Source organism: Natrinema salinisoli (assembly GCF_020405205.1).
GTDB lineage: Archaea > Halobacteriota > Halobacteria > Halobacteriales > Natrialbaceae > Natrinema > Natrinema salinisoli.
Map to the genome: position 1 here is coordinate 1,210,382 of NZ_CP084469.1, position 23,690 is coordinate 1,234,071.

Sequence of the window (23,690 nt, forward strand, 5' to 3'; positions counted from 1 at the left end):
TTTCTCGCCGCTCCAATAAATGTTATTTGGTTACGATCGTTTTCGGGACCCGACTATCGAGCGGTGTCGCTCCCGTCGCAGTCACAGCCGCCCTGTTCGAGCAGGTCGACGATCGGATAGTCGGCCCCACAGTCCCCGCAGATCGCGCGCACGTCGACGAACACGTCGTACTCTCGGTCCGCGATCTCACCTGCGTTGCCCAGTTCTTCGAGTGTCGACTCGGTTATAACTTGGGTGCGACCCGCGAGCCGCTGGACCGTCTCTTTCTTTCGTTCGATGCGGTCCTCGGCGTCTTCTTCGGGGAGCGAGGCATCCCGAACGTTCGTGAGGTACGTGTAAATCGTCTGGTGGGTAACGAAGTCCGAACGGACGTCGTCGATGTCGACTCCGGCACGCTCGAGGTCGCGACGCCGTCGGACGGCATCGGATCGCGACACGTCGTCGTCGGTCAGCGTTCGGTACAGGGATTCGATATCGGTATCGAGGACGGACGCTCCCGAATCACGAACTGCTGCGCGGAGGACGGCCTGATTGAATTCCGTCGCGAGGTCGCGAAGGCTCGTTCGCTCCGTCTCGTCACCGATCCACTCGGCCTCCAGGCGAGGGCCCCACTCCTCGAGTCCGTACTGATCCATCACGCGCTCGACTTTGGTCCGTCGCCCGCGACTCGAGTCCTCTGTCATACTATATGTCACTGATGCCTCTCGTACAAATGTTGCGGTTGGTTTCGGTACCCGCAAGCGGGCCGAAGACTGGTCGACGTGGGCCTGAGTCCTCGAAACCAATTCTATTCGGTATCGATTATCGGCTTCGGATCATCGACTTTCGACTCGAATCGATACCGGTACGAGTCGGCTCCGTTCCGTCGACGACGCGTTCCCGCTTAGTGCGGTGAGCAGGACGATTTCGGTACGGGGGTTTGAACGGCCCTCGAGACTATTTCTGTCGCAATGAACGACGTATCCGATGGGCGAGGCGCCGAACGACGATCGACCGGAGGGACCCGCCTCTCGGCAGCATCTATGACAGATATATGCTTGTAAACCATCAGCGACCATGCCGCGGTGATAGGTAGCGATCGGCCAGGTCCGGAAGTGGACTAGCGATACACTCGGGACGGGAACAGTATTTCACACGAGATATCCAGGGACGCTCGATTAGTGCGTAACTGCAACGGCGGACTGTTCAGTATTGGGAAACGGTCACCGATGATCGCGACTCGCGCGACCGTGCGCGGCTGACTGACGGATCGAAACTCGCCACGTACGCCTTCGGCCACGAGCGGTCGATAGTCACACTTCGCGGCGGGGCGGCGTTCCGTCCGGTGATCTTATTGCACTCTCACTCGAGGGCGACCGGCTCACCCTGCTCGGCGGACTCGTGAACGGCTTCGATGATCCGCATGTCCTGAAGGCCGTGTCGCCCGTCGGGATAAATATCGCCGTCGCCCAGCACTCGGTCGGCGAAGTAGTCGAACTCCTCTTCCATCTCGCGCTCGGCGTCGAAACTGTCGTGCTCGACCGTGACGGAGACGTCTCCGCGCGAGCAGTGCAGCGAGCACTCCCCGTGGAAGGCGGGCCGAAGTTCGATCTGGCCGTCCGTTCCCGTAATCTTCAGGTGGGTGTCCTCGTGGGCGTTCTGACTCGCGGTCGAGATCATCTGGACGTCGTCCTCGAAGACGAACAGCGACGACGCCCGTTCGTCGGGCATGTCGGCGAACGCCTCGTGGTTCGAGGCCATTTCGGACTGGACGCTCACGGGTTCACGCCGGAGCAGGTACCTAGTCGTGTTGATCGAGTAGATTCCCAGATCCATCACCGAGGTCCCGTAGCCGCTCAGGTCGGGGTCGAGCCGCCACTGGTCCGGGTCGGGGATCATCTCGAGGAGCGGCTGACTGTTGTGCCCGTAGACCGACACCGGGTCGCCGACGAAGCCGTCCGCGATCAGTTCGCGCGCTCGCTGGACGGCCGGATCGGTCTGCATGCGATAGGCGATCATCAGGGGCACGTCCGCCGTCTCGCAGCGCTCGACCATCGCCTCAGCGCGGTCGACGGTCGCTTCCATCGGTTTCTCGCAGAGAACCGCCTTGTCTAGCTCGGCCGCGGTCTCGACGTACTCGAGGTGATAGGCGTTGGGCGTCCCGATGTAGACGGCGTCGTACTCGTCGCTGGCCGCGCCGTCGTGGAACTCGTCGTAACTGATCCCGCGTGCGACATCGTTCTCGTCGGCGAGCCGGGTCGCCTTCTCCGTCGAACTGCTGACGAGAACGGACACGTCGCCCAGCTCCGACGATTCGATAGCCGGCAGTGCGACGTCGATCGTCCACCAGCCCAGACCGATCAGGGCGTATCGTACGGTCCCGCTCTCGGTCGTCTGCCACGTCCGTTCCTCGTAGTCGTCGATCCACTCTCGCATGGTCGGGCTTACCTCCCGATTTGATAAAAAACGACCGATGGCCGTGGTGACCATAGCAAGCGTACGGAACGGCTGGCGGACGGGACTCGCCACCGGTCGGTTCTGCATCGATTGGGAACCCGTCACGTGGTCCGCGGCGAAGCAGTAACGGACCGGGCGACGGGCCGGTACTCGCCGTCGATCCGTCGAGCGGTCGCCGACGCAGGAAAGTAAACGTAATGTGTCGGGCCGGGGTCGATTGTCGCATGGTCGAGTACCAGCACAGCCCGGTGACCGTCGCCGACAAACGAGCCGTCGTCGTCGGCGGGACGAGCGGGATCGGACAGGCGATCGCCCTCGGGTTCGCAGAGGAGGGAGCCGACGTCATCGCGACGAGTCGGAACGAGACGAACGTCGATGAGACGGCGTCGGAGATCGAAGATCGAGGCGTCGAAACGACGCGAATCACCTGTGACGTGACCGAGCCCGACTCGCTCGAGCGCGTCCGCGAAACGGCCGTCGATGAACTCGGCGGCATCGATACCGTCGTCGCGTCGCAAGGGGCGATCTCCCGGGCATCGGTCCGGAATATCTCTGACGACGAGTGGGACTTCGTCACCGACGTCGCGCTCGATGGGGTCCGTCGCGTGACGCAGACGTTCGCGCCGGCGATGGAGGCCGGCGGATCGATCGTCAACATCTCGTCGATTGCGGCCCGACTCGCGATGGCGGACCTCCCGGCATATACCGCTGCCAAGGGAGGTGTCGACGCCTTCACCCGCGCATCGTCGAAGGAACTCGCTCCGGATATCAGAGTCAACGCGATCGCGCCCGGATTCGTTATCACGCCTCAGAACGCGGAGACGTACGCCGAGGGAACCGAGAAGCGCGACCGTATCGATCGCAGAACTTCGCTCGGTCGCGTCGCGGAACGCGAGGAAATCGTCGGCGCTGCGATCTTCCTCGCCAGTGACGCCGCGTCCTTCGTGACCGGCGAAGTCCTCACTGTCGACGGCGGATTCGCCGACAGCGCGTTCTGATCGAATCAGCGGTTGTGAAGGGACATCGGCGGCAGTAACCGGACGGCTCGACTCGTGATCGCGATACCTGCGATCTCCCGTCTCGAAATACAGATTATCATAGTATAATTCGGAATTATATATTATCCGTTCCTTGCTCGGTAGTCTCTGTACGTAGCAGTGTCCGTTGGCGAAGGTCTACAGGCATGATTTTATCACATACTATTTAAAACATGTGTGAAGTCATAGGTTTGTCTATTTCTATCTTCCTAATGATAGATGTTGTAGCGACCCGACTCCCTCAGTTAGTGGCTCGAAGTTGCTCCTCCGCAGATGGAGTGTTGTCGTGTATAGCTTGCTCCCCTAATAAAACGGGTATGATATTATAGTTCCGATTTCCTCTCGGAGACGGATCGCTACGAATATCGAATTCGTCGTAAGATCCCCCCATACGTCTTGATTTACTTCTAACTCGCTCAGTAGTATCGGATAGTAGTACCGGAGTCGTCGACCAGGATTTCGGTTTCAGAAAGTATGGCGGGATTCGGAGTGCCACCGGCGATCGGCCGTGAACCGAACTCGCGTACCCACCTCTGAGAGGTCCTCTTCGAGCGATCACTACCATAGTATCGAAATCTCGATTTATACTTGAAACCGATACTTTGGAGTTCGATACGCTCCAAATCAGTTAGGCTAACTGGTTAGTCTAATCGGAACAACCCAGTGCAGAACGATTCGATAGACGATCCATTCCATCCGTCTGGTATGGGAGCTGTGCTGCTGCCACTACGTCGCTGACACGGAGTGCCGAATACTTCGTATTCAGGGTCACCAACCGCGAAAGTCCCCTGCAGGTCCGTAATTGTCTTTCCGTGACCGCGATCTTCCGTCGCCTATCGAAGCCAATCGCGTTCAACTGCGGTATTTTTTCCGGCTCAATTCAGTTCAGTGGCCGGAATCTCTTGGTATTCGTCTGTGATTCCGGACGCGTCTTCGGGAAGCAAGGCGACGACGAGGTACGGGACGTAATCCGCGAAGTACTCGATGAGCTCGGCGATGCGCTCCGAGTCGATCGCTTCCAGCGAATCCAGCAACATAAACGGCACCTCTTCGTACACCTCGTGGACTAAATAGCCGGCAAGGCCGACGACCAACCCGATCACTTCGCGCTCGCTTTCGCTCAGGTTGTCCACGGAATCCTCGTATACCGTTCCAGACTCCGACTTCCGAACGATGTGTAGATCGAAGGACGAACTCTCGTTGCGGTCGTTCCGGCGCTCTCCTTTTCGCTCGATCCAGACGCGCGATATGTTCCGATAATCGAGCAGTTCTAACACGTCCGCCATGTGCTCGTTGAATTGCGACACCGATCGTGACTCGAGCTCGTCCACTCGACCGCGCTCCTGTCGTAACTCCTGACGGATCTCGTCCAGTTGGTCTCGAAGCCGCGATTTATCCGGCAGCGATTCTATCTCCTCGATTTCGTCCGTGACCGTCTCTAGTTGTTCCTGTTTTTGCCCCCGTTCGTACTGGAGTTCGCTGATTTCTTCGTAGGTCTCGAGGAGATCGTTGTTCCGAAGGTCTTCGGTGATCGCGACCTCCCGTTCGAGTTCGGTGATCGTCTCACGCAGCTCCGAGATCCGTTCCTCGAGCGTTTCGCGTCGCGTTCGCTTCGACTCGAGTTTCGCTTCGACATCGTCGAGCTCTCGTGTGAGACGTTCTCGCGTGTCGATCGCTTCCCGTATGGATTCCTCCTCGGCGGTTAATTCGTCGATTCGATCCGTCAGATCACCGAGTTCGGCCTGCTTTTCGGAAACGACACCCCGGAGGTTGTCTAACTGATCTTCTATCGTTCCGCGTTTGGCAGTACTGCCACAGGTCCAGCAAGTAATCTCCTGTTCGTCCGACGGGGCGAGTTCCGCGACCGGATCCGCAGTGTCGGTCGTCGAGGCGGGTCCATCCGAACCGCTGTCCGCGAGAACGGTTTCGTTGAAATCGACGATCGACGAGAGATCCGCAATCGTATTTTCGAGCTCTCGTTTTTGAGCGCGCAGCGTTCGTAATTCGTCTTGCACTCGTTCGAGGTCCGCCTGGGTATGCTCCGGTACTTCTTCCTGCTCGGCACGGAGTTCAGCCGGTCGGTCGCGGAGGGCATCGAGTTCGGCCTCCACCAGTTCGAGCTCGTCTCCCACTTCGCTTACGTCCTGGCGACGGTCGTCGAGTCGATCGACCAGTTCTTCGGCTTCTTCGGCCATTTCGGCGTTCGCCTCGAATTCGGCCGCCGCTTCTCGAGCCGCGTCGATTCGATCGTCGATCGATTCGAGTTCGGTCTCGAGGGTTTGCCGTCGTTCCTCGAGCGTCGGTAATCGCTTCGACTCCTCCTCGACGGTTTCGAGTTCATCGGATATCTCTTCGCGTTCGGTTTGGAGGGTTCGGATCCGTCGTTCGATGGCCTCCGTATCGACCGGTCGCATGATGATGTCGCGGAGGTCGTCCCCTCGTTCGACCGCCAGTCGTGCGGGATTGTTTTCGAGTAAGGAAACGAACGGATCGACGAGATCGCTGTCAGTCTCGTACGGATCGCCGCCCACTTCGATCCCGGTGTCCGTTCGTTCGAACCGTCGACTATAGGTGGTGTCGTCCAGTTTCAAGACGACCTCGCCTTCCGCAGTGTCGCTTTTTAGCGTCGCAGCGGTCCCGCCGAGGACACCGTTGATCGCTTGCAAGAGACTGGTCCGGTTCGTCGCGTTTCGTCCCGTGAGAAGCGTTTCCCCCTTTCGAATGGTGAGCGAACAGTCTTCGATACCGCCGATATTTCTCACTTCGATCCGAGTCCTATCGGTAACTGTCGCCTCTTCGTTTCCCGCACTCGTCGTTGACATCATTGCCCATATTGGCGACGGAGTATTTAAAATCGATGGCTACAATCCGTCGTTTTAGCATACTATATTATGATAGCAACTGATCACGGACGGTATTAGATGTCTCGCGTGTTATAAACACCAACTAACTCGAGATCTGTTTGCGGATTTGACGGTTTTTGACTGTCTCTATGGGATTTACCGGATTGACCTCGTTTCGGTCATTTTCGTATTATTCATTCGAGTGACAGGAACACGAGCGTTCAGTTAGCAGCTCCGATAGTCGGTACGTTCGTCCACAATCCGAACAGGTTATATTTATTAATACCGAGATTTCGGGCTCGGATATTGTGACGTGACCGGAACTGATGAGCCGTGACACGGTCTGGTCGACGACTCGGGCACATCGCGTTCGTGCCCATTCGATCGTATCTCTCGAGTCGTCCGGCGTGATTCGACTCGATCGACTCGTTTCGATCTCGAGACACTCGTTGAGGTGTGCTCGGATCGTCGGATGAGTGACCCAATCCGATTCGATCGCGTCGATATCGACTCCGCGTTGTTCGAGACGGGTTCGGACGCGTACTTCGCGGTCGGCAGGAACTGCATCGCTCGTGAGAGCCTCGTATACTACCGCTAGTGCATCGTCGGGGCTGACGGCACCGTATGCGACATCCGTGAAATCGATCCCGGCCCGCTGGATTGCCGTTTCGAGCATTCGTCGGTTGACGTATTCGGCGAGATCGCGGAGACTCGCGTCGTGATCGAACCGTCGCTCTCGGAGTTCATCGTTCAACCCGTCGAGATCGTACTTTCGGCGCTTTCGTCCGACCTTGCACGAGCAGCGATGATCCATCGATTCAGTCATCACGATGCACCTCGCTCCGGGACCAGTCTAGCGGTTCTGCCATGTCTGTGAGAGTGATTGGCCGCCGCCGTCAAATAAATTCCTTTCCAACCGTATGGTTGGAAAGCAGAAGCTGGCTTCCGCGTTCGTCTCGTTTGCCGTCTTCGCTTTACCGAGCTCTCCTCGAACAGGCTGTACGCGTCTCAGGAAACACGAGCGGACGATATTGGCCGATGGGACATAGTTCGTCGGACAGTCGCTCCTCGTTTTCCATCCGAACTTCGATGCGTTCGCTGACAGTGAACGGTAGTCTACTGGAAGATGGATCGATGGACTCGGGGTGGGTTTCGAGAGCGGTCACTCGAGTGCGTACCGCATGCGGAGTTCGAGTTCGTTTGTCGCTTCCATCACCATTTCGGCGTATCCGTTGTGAACGTGTTCTTGCGTGAAGTGTTCAGCAGGCCCGGTGATACTGATCGCCCCGATCTGATCCGTATCCGGACTTTCGATGGCAGCGGCGATCGACTGAATCCCCTCGAGTCGTTCCCCGGTACTCGTCGCGTATCCCTGGTCGCGGATCAGTTCGATATCCGAGCGGAGTTCGTCGGCCTCCGTGATCGTATTCTCCGTTTCACCCGGCAGTCCGGTCTCCGCGATGATTCGGTCGATCGTCTCGTCGGGGAGTTTCGCTAGAATGGCCTTCCCCGCCGCGTTCTGGTGAATCGGGTATCGATTGCCGAGCGGTACCGGTTTCCGCAGCCCGTACCGATCGTTTTCGATGAACACGAAGACGCCATGGACGCCGTCTCGGAGAATGAACGAGACCATTTGATCGCTCTCGTCGGCTAGTTCGTCGATTACCGACCGGACCGCCCGACAGAACTTGTCCTGATCGCGGAGGTGACCACCGAGCGTGAGCAGTTTGAGCCCCAGTCGATAGCGTCCGTCTTTGTTGACGACGTATCCGTGTTTCTCGAGCGTTTTGAGGTGCTTGTGAACGGCACTCTTCGACATGTCGAGTGTCGTTGCGAGCTCCGTAACGCCGATTTCCTCCGCTCGATGAATCGCTTCGATGATGGCGAACACCGTTTGATCGGATTTCACGTACCCGTCCGATCCCGTTTCCGTAGACATACGGTGTGATAACATCACCCCCGGTGATTAATCATTCGTATCGTTGAACGACCATTCCCGGTGACGGCTGCTCCGAGTCCCGATTCGTCACTGTTCGCTCAGAGAGAACGATTGGCGATTCGTTTTCCGAGAGCGAATTCCAGTAGGCACTGAACGATTTCCAGACTACTGGTGACGGAGTCGTGCGATGAGGTTTGGGTTTGCATTGTCTTTCAGCGGCTTCGATAGATACCGCAGGGTCTAGCCGGCAATACCGTACTCACACGACAGTCAGAGAACGACGGTCGTGTCGAGCTGGTCCGTGACCGACACTGCTTGGGACGGTCCGAAGACCGATTCGTGGGCGACGCCCCTAGAAATTCGAGAACTTATCGCGCCGGTAGAGATCCAACTCGGAAACGACGTTCGGCGGTTCTTGCTGGGCGGCGAAGGCGACCGCGTCGCCGATCGCCTCCGGCTCGGTTACTTCGTTCGGTTCGTATCGATCTTCGGAAACCTGGTCCCGGTATTCCTTTCCGAACTCCGTTCGGACTTCGGAGGGGTTGATCACGGTCACGCCGATTTCCTCCGCTCCGAGCGATCCCGCCAGGCTGTGTGCGAAGCCCCGCGTCCACCACTTCGTCGCTGCATAGATCGGCGCTCCCGGCCGGGGGTACTGGCCGGCGAAACTCGCGACGAACACCGCGATGCCAGACGTCTCGCGGAGGTGGGGAATCGCCGCTTGCGTGACGAAAAACATCCCATCCACGTTCACCCCCATGACGGTCCGATACTGCTCGGCAGGCATCGTTTCGACCGTCACATCGCTTCCGGTCGCGATTCCCGCGTTGTTGACCAGCACGTCGAGTTGGCCGAACGTGTCGACGGTCCGTTCGACGGCGTTCTCTACTGCGTCGCTGTCAGTGACGTCGGTGGGGAGGACGAGCGCGGTGCGTTCGGTTTCCGATTCGATCCGCTCCGCGATCGACTCGAGTTTCGACTCCCGTCGGGCGATCAACGCGACGTCCGCGCCCTGTACCGCAAGAGCCTCTGCCGTTGCCTCTCCGATACCGGAACTCGCACCCGTAATAAACGCCGTTTTTCCCGCTAGGGGCCGTTCTGTGCTCATAGTTACCAATGTGCAGTTACCGGTATAAGTATTACTCGAGCGTCGACGTCGATGACGTCGCGAACATCGTTGAGGGTGTGCTCGCCGGCGGGTGGTCGAGGGGGTTAGTCCCCGGATTTCGTTCCTGTCGGACTCGTTTCCCACCACCCGGCTCGATCGAGGGTGAACAGGAGGCCGGCCGAGAGCACCATGCCGGTCAGAGCGAACGTCGCGAGGACGACGAAGAACATCGCCGTCGAGAACCCGCCGAGGACGAACCCGCCGATCGCGATGCTCGCCGCGCCGAGTCCGAACTCGCCGAGGTAGGTGTAGCCGTAGGAGAGGCCGCGCGTGTTAGCAGGCGTATGGACTGCGACCGCCTCCTGATAGAACGGCTGAATCGCGAAGAGGAAGAAGCCGAGCACGGCACAGAGAACGATAACGGGGAGGAGACCCATCGACGTAACCGGAATGAACGTGAGCGCGAGGACGCAGAGGACGGCGAAGATCGCCATCAGTCCTCGTTCGGCGGACACGCGATTCGTGAGTTTGCCACCGGCGTACTGGCCGCCCATTCCGATGACGAGCAGGCCGACGTAGATGTAATCGCCGGGTTCGATCCCTTCGAGTCCGGCCGAGAGCGTCACGTCGTCCATGGCGGGGAGGCCGTGGAGAATTTCCGGGAGATACGTGAGCATTCCTCGGTAGAAGAGCCCTTCGAATGTAACGATGACGAAGACCGCGGCGAACGCGCTCGCGAACAGCACTCGCGAGTTGGAGATGAACTCGGAAAGCGAGAGGGCGTCGTCCGTGGTGACGTCGGCGTCGTCTTCGGCTGCGACCGGGTCGAAGTCGGCCTGGAGACCGTAGACGGCCGCGACGAGACCCGGAATCGCGAGAAGTGCGGCGACGAGTTGCCACTGGTCGAGAACGAACAGGAGCGTCGCTGCGGCGAACGGGCCGAGGGCGATACCGGCGTTGCCGGCGATTCCGTGCCACGCGAAGACGGTGCCTCGCTCCTCGACGCCGGTGCTGATCAGGGCGAGTCCTGCAGGGTGGTAGACGCTCGCTGCGATCCCCCAGCAGATCAGCCCGATCGCGACGGTGTAAATCGACGTCGAGAGCGCGAGTAGGAGGAACGCACCGCTCATTCCAGCGAGACAGAGCAAGATGAGTCGCTTCGGACCGAACCGATCGGCGAGGATTCCGCCGGGCAGCGCGCCGAGCCCGAACGGGGCGTATCCTAGCGCGACGATGACTCCGATCAGTGCGACGGAAACGTCGAATTCCGCGAGCCAGACGACCAGAAAGATCGGAATCGACGTTTCGAACCAGTGGACGAGCGAGTGGCCTGCCATCGTAAAGCTAGCGATCGCCCGGTCGTTTTTGTCAAGTCCCATAATGTGTAGAGTGTCTTTCGTCGAATACCACTCCACCCGGTTACTTATCGATTGTGAACTCGACGACGCACATCGGAGCCGATACCGATCGTAAATTCAAAACAGTTGTTTCTCTGTTGGATAATATACGAAAATATGGGTTCTGTACGAATATAATCCATACATTGACTGACTCCTCTCGATCGCTTCTGCAGCGTCATGCAAATGTATATAATCCGCACTGGTCTGTTATATCGTACCATGACGGAGACTACCATTCCAACCGTTGCAGGTATCGGTTCCGTTCCGAACGGGACGCATTCGGTACCGGAGCGAGACCTCGCATTGCGTGTCGTTCGAGATGCCCTCGAGGACGCGTCGCTCGAACTCTCGGCCGTCGACGGGCTCTATATGCCCGCTCCGCGCCCGTGGACGCCGCAGGGGTTCTTTTCGACCTATCTGCTGCACGTGCTCGGACTCGACGTCGATCGCTCGCTCGAGGTATCGACGGGAGGGACCAGCGGGGGGAACGCGTTTCACTCCGCAGTGTCGGATATCCGTGACGGGACGGTCGAGACGGCGCTCGTGCTTGCGGTGGAGCGGAACTCGATCGTCGAGACGACGGGCCCGTACTTCGATTACATCCTGAAGTCGTTCGACGCGGAGTTCGAATCGCCGATCGGCATGACCGTTCCGGCGGCGTACGCACAGAGCATGCAGCGGTACGCGTACGAGTACGGGATCGATCGCGACGATCTCGCCGACGTCGTCGTCAAAAACCGCGAGAACGGGGCCGTCAATCCGAACGGACTCTTCGACGAGAGTCCGTCGCGGGACGACGTACTCGACGCACGGTTGATCGCGGACCCGATCCGACTGTTCGACTGTCCGGCCCCGTGCGACGGTGCAGCTGCGATACTACTCACCGCGGACGACCTCGACGAGTCGGCATCGCCGCGGATAGCCGTCGACGGAACCGGATACCACCACACGGCGAGCCACTTCCTGATGAGTCGGGAGACGTCGATCACGGAACTGCCGGCCGTCAGACGTGCCGCGACCACGGCGACCGATCGTGCCGGCGTTTCGATCGCTGATATCGACGTCTTCGAACCATACGCGCCGTTTCCGCACATCGAAGCGATCGTGACGGAAGAGCTCGGGCTCGCCGAACGCGGCCGCGGTGTCGACGCCTGTCTCGAGGGCCACACTGCACCGGACGGACCGTTTCCGATAAGCCCGTCGGGCGGCTGTCTCGGACGGGGCCATCCGCCGATGGTGACGCCGCTGCTCAACTACGTCGAGGCCGTGAAACAGCTTCGCGGGACGGCGTCGACGCAGGTTCCCGAGGCGGAGCGCGTCCTCACGACGGCGGAACACGGCCACGTCAACGGCGTAACCGCGACCGTATTCGCGACGGAGGTGTGATCGATGGAGCCCTACACGCGACCGTTCTGGGAGTCCCTTCGGGACGACGTGGTCCTGATTCACGCCTGCGAGAGCTGCGACGAGCGGTTCTTCCCCCCGAGTCCGATCTGTCCACACTGTCACTCGACGAACGTCGACTGGGTGGAGACGACAGGACGGGGGACGCTCTACTCGTTTACCCGAACCCACGCGACGGCGGCGGCGTTCGACGACGAGCTCGTGATCGGGCTCGTGGAACTCGCTGACGGACCGACACTACTCGCGCCGATCGACGAGTCGTACGCCGCCCTCGAGATCGGCGACGACGTCCGTATCGAGGCCGCAGAGTACGACGTCGAGTACGATCGCGGCTGGCTCGAAGACTATCCGTTCTTCGCGGCGCGGCCGCTCGACTGAAACCGTGCTGGCTCTCGGTCGGCTGAATCCGATGAAAAGGTGGTAGTCGTTAGTCTTCGACGGCGTTGATGGTTTCCGTCGTCGATCGCTGGCTCAGCCGCCCGCGGATCGGTTTCTGGAGTTGGAGGCCCATCAGAACGAAGATGACTGCGACGCAGCCGAGACGGATCGTGGTGCCCGGATAGACCATCGCGAGGACGCCGAGGACGAAGAAGACGGCCCTGAGTGGGTACTCGACGAACAGACTCTCGCGTAGGAACGTCCCGTAGTAGTTGAGGCCGTGAGAGATTCCCAGTGCGCCGGCCAGTGCGATCATGCCGGAGAAGAACGTCTCGAGGCCGAAGCCACCGACGACGATCTCGGGATTGTAGATGAACGCGAACGGCAGGACGTAGATCGGTGCGGAAATCTTCAGGGCCTCGTGGGCCGTCCGCCAGAAGTTACTCTCGGCGATCCCCGTCGCAACGACGACGGCGATCGCAATCGGGGGCGTCAGTCCGGAGAGAATCGCGGCGTACAGCACGAAGAAGTGCGCCGCGAGGTCGGGGACGAAGAACTGCTGGATCAGTGCCGGCGCGATCAGCGCCGCGACGATGACGTACGCGGCGACCGTCGGCATCCCCATTCCGAGGACGATCGAGATGACCATCGCGAGGACGACCGCAGTCAGCATGACGCCGCCGGAGAGGTCAAGCAACGCCAGCGAGAGGATTCCCGGAATGCCCGACGCGGTGAAGACGTCGACGACACCGTTAATCGCGGCGATGATGATCGCGATCGGTGCGAGGATCATCGCTCCCTCTCTGAAGCCGTTCGCCGCGTCGCCGAGTAGACTGACGAACTCGGCCACGAGGTCACCGCCCCCCACGGCCGTCTGGATCAGCGGGAATCCGAAGCCGGTGACGAACATCGCGATGATGGTGTACAGCGCGGCCGTGAGCACCGTGTACTGGAGGACGCCGAGGACGTAGATCAGGAGGGCGAACGGAATTCCGAACCGAAGACACTGGATAACGAACTCCCTCTGGGACATCTGCTCCTCGAACTGACTCTCCACGTCGATCTTGGTCGCCTGGCCTCGGAGTTGTCCGATGCCCTTGTAGTGGACGGCGAAGGTGACAGACCCGTAGAAGATCATGGCGGGAATGATACCTGCGATGATCACCTCGACGTACGTGATACCGAGCAACGACGCCATGACGAACGCCGCAGCGCCCATGATCGGCGGCATGATTTGCCCGCCCGTCGAGGCAACGGATTCGATCCCGCCTGCTGTCTCCCCCTTCATTCCCGTCTCCTTCATGAGCGGAATCGTGAACGATCCGGTGATCGCCGTGTTCGCCGCCTGGCTACCGGTGATCGAGCCGATGATGATGCTCGAGGTCACCGCGGAGAGGGCGACGCCCGATCTGACGTAGTTGGCCGACCGGAGTCCGATCCGCATGATGAGGTCGAACGCCCCGAAGCCGCGCATCAGCCCTGCGTATAGCAAGAATAGGGCGACCCACGTCGCGATAATTCTGGAGATCGAACCGTAGACCCCCTGAAAGTCGAGCACCATGATACTCATCATGCGGTTAACGCTGAATCCGGCGTGGCGCAGGATTCCCGGGACGTAGTTACCGTAGAGCCCGTAGAGTATCACGCCAACGATCACGGCCAGAAACGTGATTCCGTAGGCTCGGTACGACAGGTACAGGATGACGAGGAAGAACGCGATGGCGATCGCGTACTCGTAGCCGAACGCCGTACCGACGCGAACACGCAGCAACTCCCTGTAGTTCAGGATCAAGTACACCGTCGTTCCGGCGGTGATGATCGCGGAGAGAGTCAGGCCGGCTAACCCCAATTTGTCACCGTCTTCGTACGCTTCGATGAGTTCGTTTCCGAGATAGACGAGCATGACCGATCCGAGAAAGGTGACGGTAAATAGAATTCGCTGGATTCCCTGTGTGAACGCGAAGTACAGGATCCACAACCAGGTCAAGATAGCGAGTCCGGTAACTACGTCGTTGGCGATTTCTATTCGGTCCTTATCTGCTGTTGAATAAACCATGTATGGCGGTGACGGATTCTGCAGGTGTTATTCGTCGCCGCGAGTCCAGCTGTCGTCCCAAACGTCGTTCTCTTCGTACCAATCCGCGGCACCTGGGTGAATCGGGATCTCGTCCGTGTGGGTCAGTGCGAACGTGAAGTTCGACGGGTCGGACCAGTCGAGGATCGTCGGGTTCGCCTCCTGCATCGACTCGTAGTTGTTGTGGCAGATCTCCATCAGGTCGTAGACGGCGTCTGCGGAGATGTCCGGACTGAAGTAGTACGGGTAGGTCTCCGTCCACGTGTGCTTCGGGAAGTCACCCTCGACGTCCTGCTCCCAGCCGCCGATCTCGTCGACTTCCTCGTAGCCAGCGCCTGCGAAGTCCTGTGCCGCTTGCACGTACTCGTCGGTCATCTCGATGGGTCTGACGTCGACGCGCGAGTCGATCTCGGACGCCCACGAGGGCAGTTGGGTGTAGTTCGAGGTGTACACGATGAACGCCTCGGCTCGGCCCTCGGACAGTGCGCTGGCCGCTTGACTCGTCTCCACGTTGACCACGTTCTCGGAGAGTCCCTCCCAGAGACCGGCCTCGCCGTACATCTCTTCCGTCATCGCACGCAGTCCCCAGCTGGCGGGGAGACAGTAGACGTTCCTCCCGGCGAGGTCGTCGGTCGTCTGGATGTCGCTGTCTTCCAGGGCCATCCAGTACAGGTTGAGCGAGAGGTGACCGAACCCGAGTTGCGGGAATTCGGAAACCGGATCCTCCGAGAACGGGCCCGTCTCGGTGAGGGCCTGATTCATGATGTAATTCCCGGCGGAGTAGGAGTTGAGCTCCCCGTCAGCGTACAGTCGGATGGACTGCGGATCACCGCCCGCGTCCTGCGTAATGAAGTTCAGGTAGTCCGATTGCTGACTCACTACCCGCTGAATCGCCTGTGAGTTACCGTAGGTCGACGATCCGGAAGACGACGAGCCGACCGTCAAGTCGACCTGTTCTTGACCGTCACCGCCACCACCGAGGCACCCCGCAAGCGAAAGCGTCCCGAGTCCGGCCGTTCCTTTCAAGACGCTTCTGCGTGTTTGCCTATCGTTATCAAACATCGTTATACATGATATAGCCACCTATATTTAAACTTTTCCCAGAGCGCCCCCTCGTGTTCCGGCGGCACTTAAATAGCCCGTGGAAAATAGCGCATAGATACTACACGATTCTGAATAATATTCTCCAATATCGACATCTGGCCGAACGTGATATTACCCGGTTCGTAACTCGTCCGCATCCGGTAACGCGGCCGAAAATGAAACAAAAATTATAGCTTCACACTAGAACTTTGTACCCCGGCGGGTACGCATGAGTATCGCTATGAACTGGAGCCAGCGAACGGCAGTGAGAACGGAACATCCGTGGACGGTGCCGTACCGATGACGACGGCAGAATCACACGCGTTCCTCGAGCGTCACGACGCGGCGTTTCTCGACGATCTCCGATCGCTGCTCTCCCAGCCGTCGATCAGCGCGACCGGAGAGGGGATCGACGACTGCGCGGCGATGGTCCGGCAGTCGTGTCTCGAGTACGGCTTCGACGACGCGGAGATCGTCGAAACGCCCGGTCGGCCGGCCGTTATCGCTCACGCGTCCGCCGATATCGAACCGGCGGGGGCGGGGCGGACGGTGTTGCTCTACGGCCACTATGACGTCCAGCCGGCGACCGCCTCCGAGTGGCGTTCGCCCCCGTTCGAACCGACCGTTCGCGAGGGACCGGACGGAACCGATCGCCTCTACGCTCGCGGCGCCGGCGACAACAAGGGACAGTGGTTCGCACACCTCTGTGCCGTTCGTGCGCTCCGCGAGACGTCGGGGCTCCCGACCGACGTCACCCTCGTGATCGAAGGCGAGGAAGAAAGCGGCAGCGAACACCTCGAGTGGCTCGTTCGGGAACACCGCGACGAACTCGGCGCGGACGTGGCCATCGTGGCCGACGGTCCCATCGACGAATCGGGCCGACCGCACGTGCTGCTCGGCTCGCGGGGGTTGCTCTACGTCGACATCGAGGCGACGGGGGCGAATCGCGATCTCCATTCGGGAAACTTCGGCGGGCCGGTTCCCAACCCGGCGACGGCCGTCGTCGACCTGCTCTCGTCGCTCCGGACCGACGACGGTCGGATCGCACTCGAGGGGTTCTACGACGACGTGCGCCCGCTCACCGATCGCGATCGCGAGGTGCTCGAGGCGATTCCCGTCGACGAGGAGGCGGTGAAAGCGGACCTCGGACTCTCGGCGCTCGCGACGGACCAGGGCGAGAGCTACACCGAACGCCTGCTCTGTCGCCCCAATTTGAACGTCGCCGGGCTGGACGCCGGCTACGATGGGGAGGGAATGAAGACCGTGTTACCGTCGCGCGCTCGAGCGAAGATCGACTTCCGTCTGGTCGCCGACCAGGACCCGGACGAGGTTTTCGAGTCGCTTTCCCGTCACGCCGAGGCGCAGGTACCGCCGGGGATCGACGTGACGCTCTCGCGCGTGGCGGCGATGGCTCCTCAGCGGACGCCGGCGGACAGTCCGGTCGTCGAGCCGATGCTGCGGGCCGTCCGCGAGGCGTGGCACGAGGAGCCGATTCTCAAACCATCGCTGGGCGGCTCCGTGCCGACGTACGTCTTCGCCGACGCCCTCGACGTCCCGTGTCTGGTCGTTCCCTACGCGAACGCAGACGAGAACAACCACGCGCCCGACGAAAACATCGCGCTCTCCTGTTTCCGCGCCGGTGCCCGGACCACCGTCGAACTGCTCGCGGAGTACGCCGACGCGACCCTCGAGTGAGTTCGGACGCGGCAAATCAGAGGTTCGAGCGTCCGAGACCGCCGTCGATGGGGACGGTGATGCCGTTTATGTACGCCGTTTCGGGCGAGCAGAGGAACGCGACCGTGTTGCCGAGTTCCATCGGCCGACCGATCCGCTCGAGCGGGTTCGAGCTTCCTTTGGCCGCGAGCCCCTCCTCGTAGGAGTCGACCTCCCCTCGCTCGATCGCCTGCTCGATCAGCTCGCTGGTGCGCTCTGTTTCGATCGGGCCGGGGAGGACGCTGTTGAATCGTACCTCGGGCGCGAGTTCCCGCGACAGCGTCTTCTCGAGGCCGATGACGCCCATTCGGACCGAGTTCGAGAGCACGAGCGAGTCGATGGCCTCCTTCACGCTCCGGGACGTGATGTGGACGACGTTCCCCCCGTCACCGGCGCGCAACTCGTCGGCCGCCTCCCGGACCAGCCGGACGACGCTCATGACGAGCAAGTCGTACGCGTCGTACCAGTCCTCGTCGGTCGTCTCGAGGAACGGGCCGCTCGGCGGCCCGCCGGCCGACGTCACGAGGTGATCGATGCCGCCGAACTCCTCGACCGTAACCGAGACGAGGTCGGAGATGTCGTCCGAATCCGTCAGATCGCCCGTCTGCGTGACGACGCGACCGTCGGCGACGGCCGCGATCTCTTCCCGGGCCGCCTCGAGGCGGTCTTCGTCGCGGCCGTTGATCACGACGTTCGCTCCCTCTCGCGCGAGCGCCTTCGCGGACGCCTTTCCGAGTCCGCTGCTGGAGGCCGTTACGAGTGCCGCATCGCCGTCTAGTTGCAGGTCCATCGTGGTGTGATATCGTCCCACATTACTATATCTGCTGTGGTCGGCCCCCGACGCAGTACCGTGTGAGGAGATACCAATACTTTAGTCGAGACCCGATAATCCGTTCCTATGGACACGACGCCAGACCTCGACCAGTTTACCTCTCGGCGATCGACAGTATACGCCACCCGCGGCGTGGTCGCAACGAGCCAACCCCTCGCCGCGGAAGCTGGCGTTGCGACGCTGCGGGACGGCGGAAACGCGTTCGACGCGGCGGTCGCCACCGCCGCGGCGTTGAACGTCGTCGAGCCCACGTCGACCGGGCTGGGTGGCGACGTCTTCGCCCTCTACAAAACCGCCGACAGCGAGGTCGGCGCGCTTCGGAGCTGCGGTGGCGCACCGACGGATGCCTCCCTCGAGGCAATCCGGGAACGGGTCGCCGACGAGGAGGGGGTCGACCCCGAAGACGCCCGAATGCCGATGTACGGGCCTCTCACCGTTACGGTCCCCGGAACGGCTCGCGGCTGGGAGCGAACCGTCGAGGAGCTCGGCGAGCTGAGCCTCGCGCGAGCGCTCGAGCCGGCGATCGAGTACGCGACCGAGGGATTCCCCGTCTCGGAGATCATCGCCCAGCAGTGGGCTGAGGCGGCCGACGTCCTCCGCGGGGACAACGCACGGGCGGCGTATCTCACCGACGGTCGCGCGCCGGAGGTCGGCGAGCGCGTTCGCCTCACCTCGCTGGGCGAAACCATGCAACGCATCGCCGACGAGGGCGCTGACGTCGTCTACGAGGGCGACATCGCGGACGAGATCGTCGAGGAGGTTCAATCTCGAGGCGGGTTCCTCTCGCACGACGATCTCGCGTCGTTCGAGCCCGAGTTCCTCGACCCGGTCAGCACGACCTACGGAGGCGCGGAGATCTACGAACTCCCGCCGAACAATCAGGGGCCAGTCGCGCTCGAGGCGCTCAACATCGCCGAAGCACTGGGTGCGGGCGACCACCCGGCCGGCTCGCCGGAACGGATTCACCTCGCCGCCGAGGCGGCGAAGCGAGCGCTGACGGACGGCCTCCACCACGTCACCGACCCCGAGTTCGAGGACGTCCCGCCGCTCGCGTCGAAGTCGTACGCGGCCGATCGCGCCGCGGAGATCGGCTCGGAAGCGACGGCAGACGTCGACGTCGGCTTCCCGAATGACCGCGCGGAGGGGGCCGATACCGTGCTGTTGACGGTCGCCGACGAGGCGGGGAACGTCGTCTCGTACATCAACTCGCGGTTCAAGGACTTCGGCAGCGGCGTCGTCGCCGGCGACACCGGCATCGCCCTCCAGAACCGCGGCAGTTCGTTCTCGCTCGACCCGGATCACCCGAACCGCTTCGAGCCCGGAAAGCGTCCGTTCCACACGCTGATACCAGGGATCGCACGCTTCGACGAAGACGACTGGGCCGCCTTCGGAGTGATGGCCGGCTACATGCAACCGCAGGGTCACCTCCAGGTGCTGATGAACCTCCTCGACGACGGGATGTCGATTCAGGAAGCGCTCGACGAGCCGCGCTGGCGGTATCAGGTCGACGGCCAGCTGGCCGTCGAGGGCCGGTTCGACGGCACCGCGCTGACGAAACTCGCCCGCCGCGGCCACGAGGTTCGCGTGATGAAGCCGCCACACTTCGGGGGCGGTCAGATCGCCCGCAACGCGGACGGAGTCCTCTCCGGGGGGACCGATCCGCGAAAGGACGGCGCGGCGATCGGTTTCTGAATTCCGCACGGACCGCGACCGCGTCGGCCCGCCCACCGGCGGAAACTATATCCGCCTCGCCGGGTCACGTCCGGTGAGTATGCAACCATTAGCGGACATTACCGTGATCGACGCGACGCAGGCGCTCGTCGGTCCGTTCGCGGGCCAGACGCTCGGCGACCTCGGGGCGGACGTGATCAAGATCGAACGGCCGGGTCACGGGGACCTCACGCGGACGTACTCGCCGCAGTACGGCGAGGAACTCTCCGCGTACTTCGTCAGCACGAACCGAAACAAGCGCAGCGTCAGTCTGGATCTCACGACGGCCGAGGGACAGGCCATCCTTCGCGACCTGGTCGAGGAGGCGGACGTCTTCATCCAGAACTTCTCGCCCGGGAACGAGGAGCGGTTCGGTGCCGAGTACGAGACCCTCTCGGAAATCAACGAGGAGCTGGTCTACTGCGACATCTCCGGGTACGGGCCGGACAGCCCCTACGCCGATCGGAAGTCCTTCGACATCATTCTCCAGGGTGAATCGGGGATGATGAGCGTCACCGGCACCGAGGACCAGCCCGCCCGGATCGGCGTCTCGATCTGTGACCTGGCGGGCGCGATGACGTCGATCTACTCGATCCTCACCGCGCTGTACCACCGCGAGCGAACCGGGGAAGGCGAGTACATCGACGTTTCGCTACTGGACGCCAGCTTTCAGTTCCTCGGCTACCACGTCTCGAACTACTTCGCGACGGGCGAGAATCCAACGCGGATGGGAACCCGCCATCCCAGTCTCATGCCCTACCAGGCGTTCGAGACGGTCGACTCACACATCGTCGTCGGCGTCGTAAGCGAACACATCTGGCCGAAGTTCTGCCGAGCGGTCGACCGCGAGGAGTGGATCGACGACGAGCGCTACGCGACCTTCTCCGATCGCGTCGAAAACCGGGACGAACTCGATCCCGTCCTCGACGACATGTTCGCGGAGCGGACGACCGACGAGTGGATGAGCATCCTCCAGGCCGAGGACGTCCCCTGTACGCCCGTTCAGGACGTTGAAACGCTGGTCGACGATCCGCACATCGAGACGCGAGATATGATCGCCGAGATGGACCACCCCGATCTCGGGACGTTCAAATCGCCGGCCAATCCGGTCAACTTCGGTTCGCTCGAGACCGACGCGGAGGGGCCACCGCCCCGCCTCGGCGAACACACCGACGAGGTGCTGGCGGAACTGGGCTACGACGAGGCCGAGCTCGAGCGGTTACAGGCGGAGGATGTCATCTAGGAAGGGCGACCGCCCGTCGCGATGGGTCGACCGATCGAATGGCATCGGCTGCGCGTCTAGACGATCGTGACCGGCGAATCGGCGTTGAGAATGATGTCTTGGGTGACGCTTCCGAACACGGCTTTGCCGACCGGTGATCGTTTTCGGCCGGGAATGACGATCGTATCGGCGTCGATCGACTCGGCGTAGTCGACGATCTCGTCCGCGGGCTCGCCGTGACGGCGCTCGATGTCGACGTCAACGCCGGCCGCGGCGAGGTGATCCCGAGCGGTCGCCACGGAGTCCGGGAAACTGTCCTCGTCGTAGAGGTCTTCCGATCGAACGTTGCCGCCGTCGTCGACCGCCTTGAACTCCTTGAAGACGTTTATTATCGACACCGAAATCTCGTCGAGATCGGCGCCGAGACTGGACTCGTCGCCGAGGTCCGTCACGAACTCCGCTGCAGTTATCGCTCGCGACTCGTCCTCGTCGATCGGGATGACGATCTGGTACATGAGCTTCAGTGAGGGTTGTTGTTCCAGCCATATAGTCGTACTCGCAGGTGCGCCGAGTAATGACGGATGAACCACTCACGGATCCGGTTCCGACTCGTCGGGGACCTCGGGCGGACCGCGTGCGGCCCGGTACACCTCGAGTTGATCGAGGAGTCGCTGGTCACGTTCGGCCGTCACCCGTTCGATATCGGCGTCCGACCAATCGTAGACGCCCCGGTCGGTTTTCACGCCGTGTCGACCCTCTTCCACGAGTTCGGAGAGGACGGACGCCGGTTCTCGTTGCCGATCGATCTCCTCGAGCAGTTCCGTGAGCACCTTGTGATGGATGTCGAGTCCGGAATGGTCGCCCTTCTCGAGCACGCCCAGCGTCGGCAGCCGAAAGCCGAACGTCCCCTTGACCGCGCGGTCGATGTCCTCGGCGCTGGCGACGCCCGACTCGAGGAGGGCCCACGCCTCGCGAGCCATCGCCGACTGGATTCGATTGGCGATGAACCCCGGGATATCCCGTTCGACGACGACCGGATCCTTGCCGATGGACTCGAGGAACGCCGTGGCGGTGTCGACCGTCTCGTCGGTCGTTCGGTCGCCGTAGACGACCTCGACGACGGGGACGATGTGAGCGGGGTGGAACCAGTGCATCCCGCAGAAGCGTTCGGGGTGGGAAAGGGAGGACGCGAGTTCGGTGATCGACAGCGACGACGTGTTCGTCGCGATGGTCGCGGTCGTCGGTGCCTCGCGTTCGATCTCCTCGTAGACGGCCGCTTTCACCTCGCGGTCTTCGGTCACCGCTTCGATGGTCAGGGGCGCGTCTCCGACGGCCGCCGGCAGCTCGGTCGCGTACGTGACGCGATCGCGGACGGCCGAGACGTCAGTCGTGTCCCCCACGCCGCGGTCGATGACTGTCCCGACGGTCGATCGGATCTCGTTCTCCGCGTCCGCCAGCGCGTCCTCGTCGACGTCGAACAGCGTGATGGGCTGGCCGCCGACCGCGCTGGCCACGGCGATGTTCCGTCCCATCGTTCCGGCACCGATGATCGCGGGACGGGGCGCTGCCTCCCGATCCTCCGACGGCTGATCGTCCATGGTCCACCCTCTCGGGGCCGTCCATTAATGCTTTCGTGGTGGCCCGTCTGGAATACGATAGATGAGTTACCAGAATTACCTCGAGGGCGGGAAGCTGATCCTGACCGTCCCGACGACGGGCGGCGTGCAGGGGAAGGAAGCGAACCCGAACCTGCCGGAACAGCCCGACGAGATCGCCGAGGCGGCCCGGGAGTGCGAGAAACTCGGCGCGGCGATCGTTCACCTGCACGGCCGGGACGAACACGGCGAGCGCGACGCGGGTCGCCTCCAGGAGATCAACGCTGCCGTTCGCGAGCGCTGCGACGATATCATCATCCAGAACACGACCGGCGGGACGGGGATCCCGCTCGAGCAGCGAGCCGCGGGGATCCGAACTGATCCGCTCCCGGAGATGGCGTCGCTCGACATGGGGCCGATGAACCGGTATCAGCACATCACCTCGGAGAACACGCGCCACATGATCGACACGCTGGCCGCGGAGATGCAGGAGAAGGGGATCAAACCGGAGATGGAGGTGTTCAACAACGGTCACATGAACGAGGTTCACCGCCTCATCGACGAGGGGCTGCTCGAGGAGCCGTACTACATCAACATCATCTTCGGACCGGGGACGCTGACGCCGCCGACGCCGGAGAACATGGTCAACATGGTGAACAACCTCCCGGAGAACTCGATCTTCAATGTGCTGGCGATCGGCCCGCACCAGCTCCCGCTGACGACGATGGGGATCGTGATGGGCGGTCACGTTCGCATCGGCATGGAGGACAACCTCTACTACCGCCGCGGCGAACCCGCTGAGAGCAACGCCCAGCTCGTCGAGCGAACGGTTCGCATCGCCGACGAACTCGATCGAGAGCTCGCGACGCCCGCGGAGGCGCGCGAATTGCTCGGGATTCCGACCCGGTGATCGCGA

The 23,690-nt window shown here is 61.6% G+C and carries 19 protein-coding genes; 7 read left to right on the forward strand and 12 right to left on the reverse strand.

All coding sequences use genetic code 11. The features are described from left to right. Window positions 1-53 precede the first annotated feature (53 nt). Together rdfA (LDB05_RS06010) and gfo6 are read right to left on the reverse strand one after the other, a co-directional pair. A complete protein-coding gene (rdfA, locus tag LDB05_RS06010; RefSeq protein WP_226007019.1) occupies window positions 54-683 on the reverse strand; it encodes a rod-determining factor RdfA in 630 nt (209 codons plus the stop codon). A gap of 658 nt (window positions 684-1,341) precedes the next feature. Next, entirely contained in the window at window positions 1,342-2,415 is a 1,074-nt protein-coding gene (gene gfo6 / locus LDB05_RS06015) for a D-xylose 1-dehydrogenase Gfo6 (protein ID WP_226007020.1), read from the reverse strand. 245 nt (window positions 2,416-2,660) lie between these two features. On the opposite strand from gfo6, the gene LDB05_RS06020 reads away from it, so the two are divergent. Beyond that, window positions 2,661-3,434 carry an SDR family NAD(P)-dependent oxidoreductase gene (locus tag LDB05_RS06020; RefSeq protein WP_226007021.1) on the forward strand — a complete coding sequence of 258 codons (774 nt, stop codon included), beginning with the start codon at window positions 2,661-2,663 and terminating at the stop codon, window positions 3,432-3,434. A 914-nt stretch (window positions 3,435-4,348) separates the two neighbouring features. Here the strand turns inward: LDB05_RS06020 and LDB05_RS06025 are convergent. The 5 genes from LDB05_RS06025 to LDB05_RS06040 all read right to left on the reverse strand — a co-directional run bounded on the left by LDB05_RS06025 (window position 4,349) and on the right by LDB05_RS06040 (window position 10,742). Continuing rightward, the gene (locus LDB05_RS06025; RefSeq protein ID WP_226007022.1) at window positions 4,349-6,298 is read right to left on the reverse strand and encodes an archaea-specific SMC-related protein; all 1,950 of its coding nucleotides are present in this window, start codon (window positions 6,296-6,298) and stop codon (window positions 4,349-4,351) included. A 208-nt stretch (window positions 6,299-6,506) separates the two neighbouring features. Beyond that, window positions 6,507-7,142, reverse strand: a complete 636-nt coding sequence (gene rdfA / locus LDB05_RS23580; RefSeq protein ID WP_425498591.1) for a rod-determining factor RdfA — start codon at window positions 7,140-7,142, stop codon at window positions 6,507-6,509. 336 nt (window positions 7,143-7,478) lie between these two features. After that, window positions 7,479-8,255, reverse strand: a complete 777-nt coding sequence (locus LDB05_RS06030) for an IclR family transcriptional regulator (protein WP_226007023.1) — start codon at window positions 8,253-8,255, stop codon at window positions 7,479-7,481. A 352-nt stretch (window positions 8,256-8,607) separates the two neighbouring features. Then, window positions 8,608-9,363, reverse strand: a complete 756-nt coding sequence (locus LDB05_RS06035; protein WP_226007024.1) for an SDR family oxidoreductase — start codon at window positions 9,361-9,363, stop codon at window positions 8,608-8,610. Between the two features lie 104 nt (window positions 9,364-9,467). After that, window positions 9,468-10,742, reverse strand: a complete 1,275-nt coding sequence (locus LDB05_RS06040) for an MFS transporter (protein WP_226007025.1) — start codon at window positions 10,740-10,742, stop codon at window positions 9,468-9,470. Window positions 10,743-10,982: 240 nt separating this feature from the next. On the opposite strand from LDB05_RS06040, the gene LDB05_RS06045 reads away from it, so the two are divergent. Next, window positions 10,983-12,149 (forward strand): thiolase family protein, encoded by a 1,167-nt coding sequence (locus LDB05_RS06045; RefSeq protein ID WP_226007026.1) that lies wholly within the window; start codon window positions 10,983-10,985, stop codon window positions 12,147-12,149. 3 nt (window positions 12,150-12,152) lie between these two features. After that, window positions 12,153-12,545 carry a Zn-ribbon domain-containing OB-fold protein gene (locus tag LDB05_RS06050; RefSeq protein WP_226007027.1) on the forward strand — a complete coding sequence of 131 codons (393 nt, stop codon included), beginning with the start codon at window positions 12,153-12,155 and terminating at the stop codon, window positions 12,543-12,545. Between the two features lie 49 nt (window positions 12,546-12,594). Here the strand turns inward: LDB05_RS06050 and LDB05_RS06055 are convergent, their stop codons facing one another. Continuing rightward, a complete protein-coding gene (locus LDB05_RS06055) occupies window positions 12,595-14,601 on the reverse strand; it encodes a TRAP transporter permease (RefSeq protein WP_226007028.1) in 2,007 nt (668 codons plus the stop codon). 27 nt (window positions 14,602-14,628) lie between these two features. Continuing rightward, window positions 14,629-15,681 (reverse strand): TAXI family TRAP transporter solute-binding subunit, encoded by a 1,053-nt coding sequence (locus LDB05_RS06060; RefSeq protein ID WP_226007029.1) that lies wholly within the window; start codon window positions 15,679-15,681, stop codon window positions 14,629-14,631. A gap of 321 nt (window positions 15,682-16,002) precedes the next feature. On the opposite strand from LDB05_RS06060, the gene LDB05_RS06065 reads away from it, so the two are divergent. Next, window positions 16,003-17,397, forward strand: a complete 1,395-nt coding sequence (locus LDB05_RS06065; RefSeq protein WP_226007030.1) for a M20/M25/M40 family metallo-hydrolase — start codon at window positions 16,003-16,005, stop codon at window positions 17,395-17,397. A gap of 16 nt (window positions 17,398-17,413) precedes the next feature. On the opposite strand, the gene LDB05_RS06070 is transcribed toward LDB05_RS06065, so the two are convergent. Beyond that, window positions 17,414-18,205, reverse strand: a complete 792-nt coding sequence (locus LDB05_RS06070) for an SDR family oxidoreductase (protein WP_226007031.1) — start codon at window positions 18,203-18,205, stop codon at window positions 17,414-17,416. Window positions 18,206-18,313: 108 nt separating this feature from the next. Here LDB05_RS06070 and LDB05_RS06075 point away from each other — a divergent pair, with 108 nt between their 5' ends. After that, entirely contained in the window at window positions 18,314-19,939 is a 1,626-nt protein-coding gene (locus LDB05_RS06075; RefSeq protein ID WP_226007032.1) for a gamma-glutamyltransferase family protein, read from the forward strand. Window positions 19,940-20,018: 79 nt separating this feature from the next. Then, the gene (locus LDB05_RS06080; RefSeq protein WP_226007033.1) at window positions 20,019-21,200 is read left to right on the forward strand and encodes a CaiB/BaiF CoA transferase family protein; all 1,182 of its coding nucleotides are present in this window, start codon (window positions 20,019-20,021) and stop codon (window positions 21,198-21,200) included. A gap of 56 nt (window positions 21,201-21,256) precedes the next feature. On the opposite strand, the gene LDB05_RS06085 is transcribed toward LDB05_RS06080, so the two are convergent. Then, window positions 21,257-21,694: a universal stress protein gene (locus LDB05_RS06085; protein WP_226007034.1), complete on the reverse strand. Its 438-nt coding sequence runs from the start codon at window positions 21,692-21,694 to the stop codon at window positions 21,257-21,259. Window positions 21,695-21,769: 75 nt separating this feature from the next. After that, entirely contained in the window at window positions 21,770-22,777 is a 1,008-nt protein-coding gene (locus tag LDB05_RS06090) for a 3-hydroxyacyl-CoA dehydrogenase family protein (protein ID WP_226007035.1), read from the reverse strand. Window positions 22,778-22,838: 61 nt separating this feature from the next. Between LDB05_RS06090 and LDB05_RS06095 the strand changes: the two genes are divergently transcribed. Further along, on the forward strand, window positions 22,839-23,684 hold the full coding sequence (locus LDB05_RS06095) for a beta-keto acid cleavage family enzyme (protein WP_226007036.1): 846 nt from the start codon (window positions 22,839-22,841) through the stop codon (window positions 23,682-23,684). Window positions 23,685-23,690 lie beyond the last annotated feature (6 nt).

What these genes read in the sequence shown, in the direction of transcription:
- rdfA (WP_226007019.1), bottom strand. Translation starts at nt 683, where the DNA reads ATGACAGAGGACTCGAGTCGCGGGCGACGGACCAAAGTCGAGCGCGTG.
- gfo6 (WP_226007020.1), bottom strand. Translation starts at nt 2,415, where the DNA reads ATGCGAGAGTGGATCGACGACTACGAGGAACGGACGTGGCAGACGACC.
- LDB05_RS06020 (WP_226007021.1), top strand. Translation starts at nt 2,661, where the DNA reads ATGGTCGAGTACCAGCACAGCCCGGTGACCGTCGCCGACAAACGAGCC.
- LDB05_RS06025 (WP_226007022.1), bottom strand. Translation starts at nt 6,298, where the DNA reads ATGATGTCAACGACGAGTGCGGGAAACGAAGAGGCGACAGTTACCGAT.
- rdfA (WP_425498591.1), bottom strand. Translation starts at nt 7,142, where the DNA reads ATGACTGAATCGATGGATCATCGCTGCTCGTGCAAGGTCGGACGAAAG.
- LDB05_RS06030 (WP_226007023.1), bottom strand. Translation starts at nt 8,255, where the DNA reads ATGTCTACGGAAACGGGATCGGACGGGTACGTGAAATCCGATCAAACG.
- LDB05_RS06035 (WP_226007024.1), bottom strand. Translation starts at nt 9,363, where the DNA reads ATGAGCACAGAACGGCCCCTAGCGGGAAAAACGGCGTTTATTACGGGT.
- LDB05_RS06040 (WP_226007025.1), bottom strand. Translation starts at nt 10,742, where the DNA reads ATGGGACTTGACAAAAACGACCGGGCGATCGCTAGCTTTACGATGGCA.
- LDB05_RS06045 (WP_226007026.1), top strand. Translation starts at nt 10,983, where the DNA reads ATGACGGAGACTACCATTCCAACCGTTGCAGGTATCGGTTCCGTTCCG.
- LDB05_RS06050 (WP_226007027.1), top strand. Translation starts at nt 12,153, where the DNA reads ATGGAGCCCTACACGCGACCGTTCTGGGAGTCCCTTCGGGACGACGTG.
- LDB05_RS06055 (WP_226007028.1), bottom strand. Translation starts at nt 14,601, where the DNA reads ATGGTTTATTCAACAGCAGATAAGGACCGAATAGAAATCGCCAACGAC.
- LDB05_RS06060 (WP_226007029.1), bottom strand. Translation starts at nt 15,681, where the DNA reads ATGTTTGATAACGATAGGCAAACACGCAGAAGCGTCTTGAAAGGAACG.
- LDB05_RS06065 (WP_226007030.1), top strand. Translation starts at nt 16,003, where the DNA reads ATGACGACGGCAGAATCACACGCGTTCCTCGAGCGTCACGACGCGGCG.
- LDB05_RS06070 (WP_226007031.1), bottom strand. Translation starts at nt 18,205, where the DNA reads ATGGACCTGCAACTAGACGGCGATGCGGCACTCGTAACGGCCTCCAGC.
- LDB05_RS06075 (WP_226007032.1), top strand. Translation starts at nt 18,314, where the DNA reads ATGGACACGACGCCAGACCTCGACCAGTTTACCTCTCGGCGATCGACA.
- LDB05_RS06080 (WP_226007033.1), top strand. Translation starts at nt 20,019, where the DNA reads ATGCAACCATTAGCGGACATTACCGTGATCGACGCGACGCAGGCGCTC.
- LDB05_RS06085 (WP_226007034.1), bottom strand. Translation starts at nt 21,694, where the DNA reads ATGTACCAGATCGTCATCCCGATCGACGAGGACGAGTCGCGAGCGATA.
- LDB05_RS06090 (WP_226007035.1), bottom strand. Translation starts at nt 22,777, where the DNA reads ATGGACGATCAGCCGTCGGAGGATCGGGAGGCAGCGCCCCGTCCCGCG.
- LDB05_RS06095 (WP_226007036.1), top strand. Translation starts at nt 22,839, where the DNA reads ATGAGTTACCAGAATTACCTCGAGGGCGGGAAGCTGATCCTGACCGTC.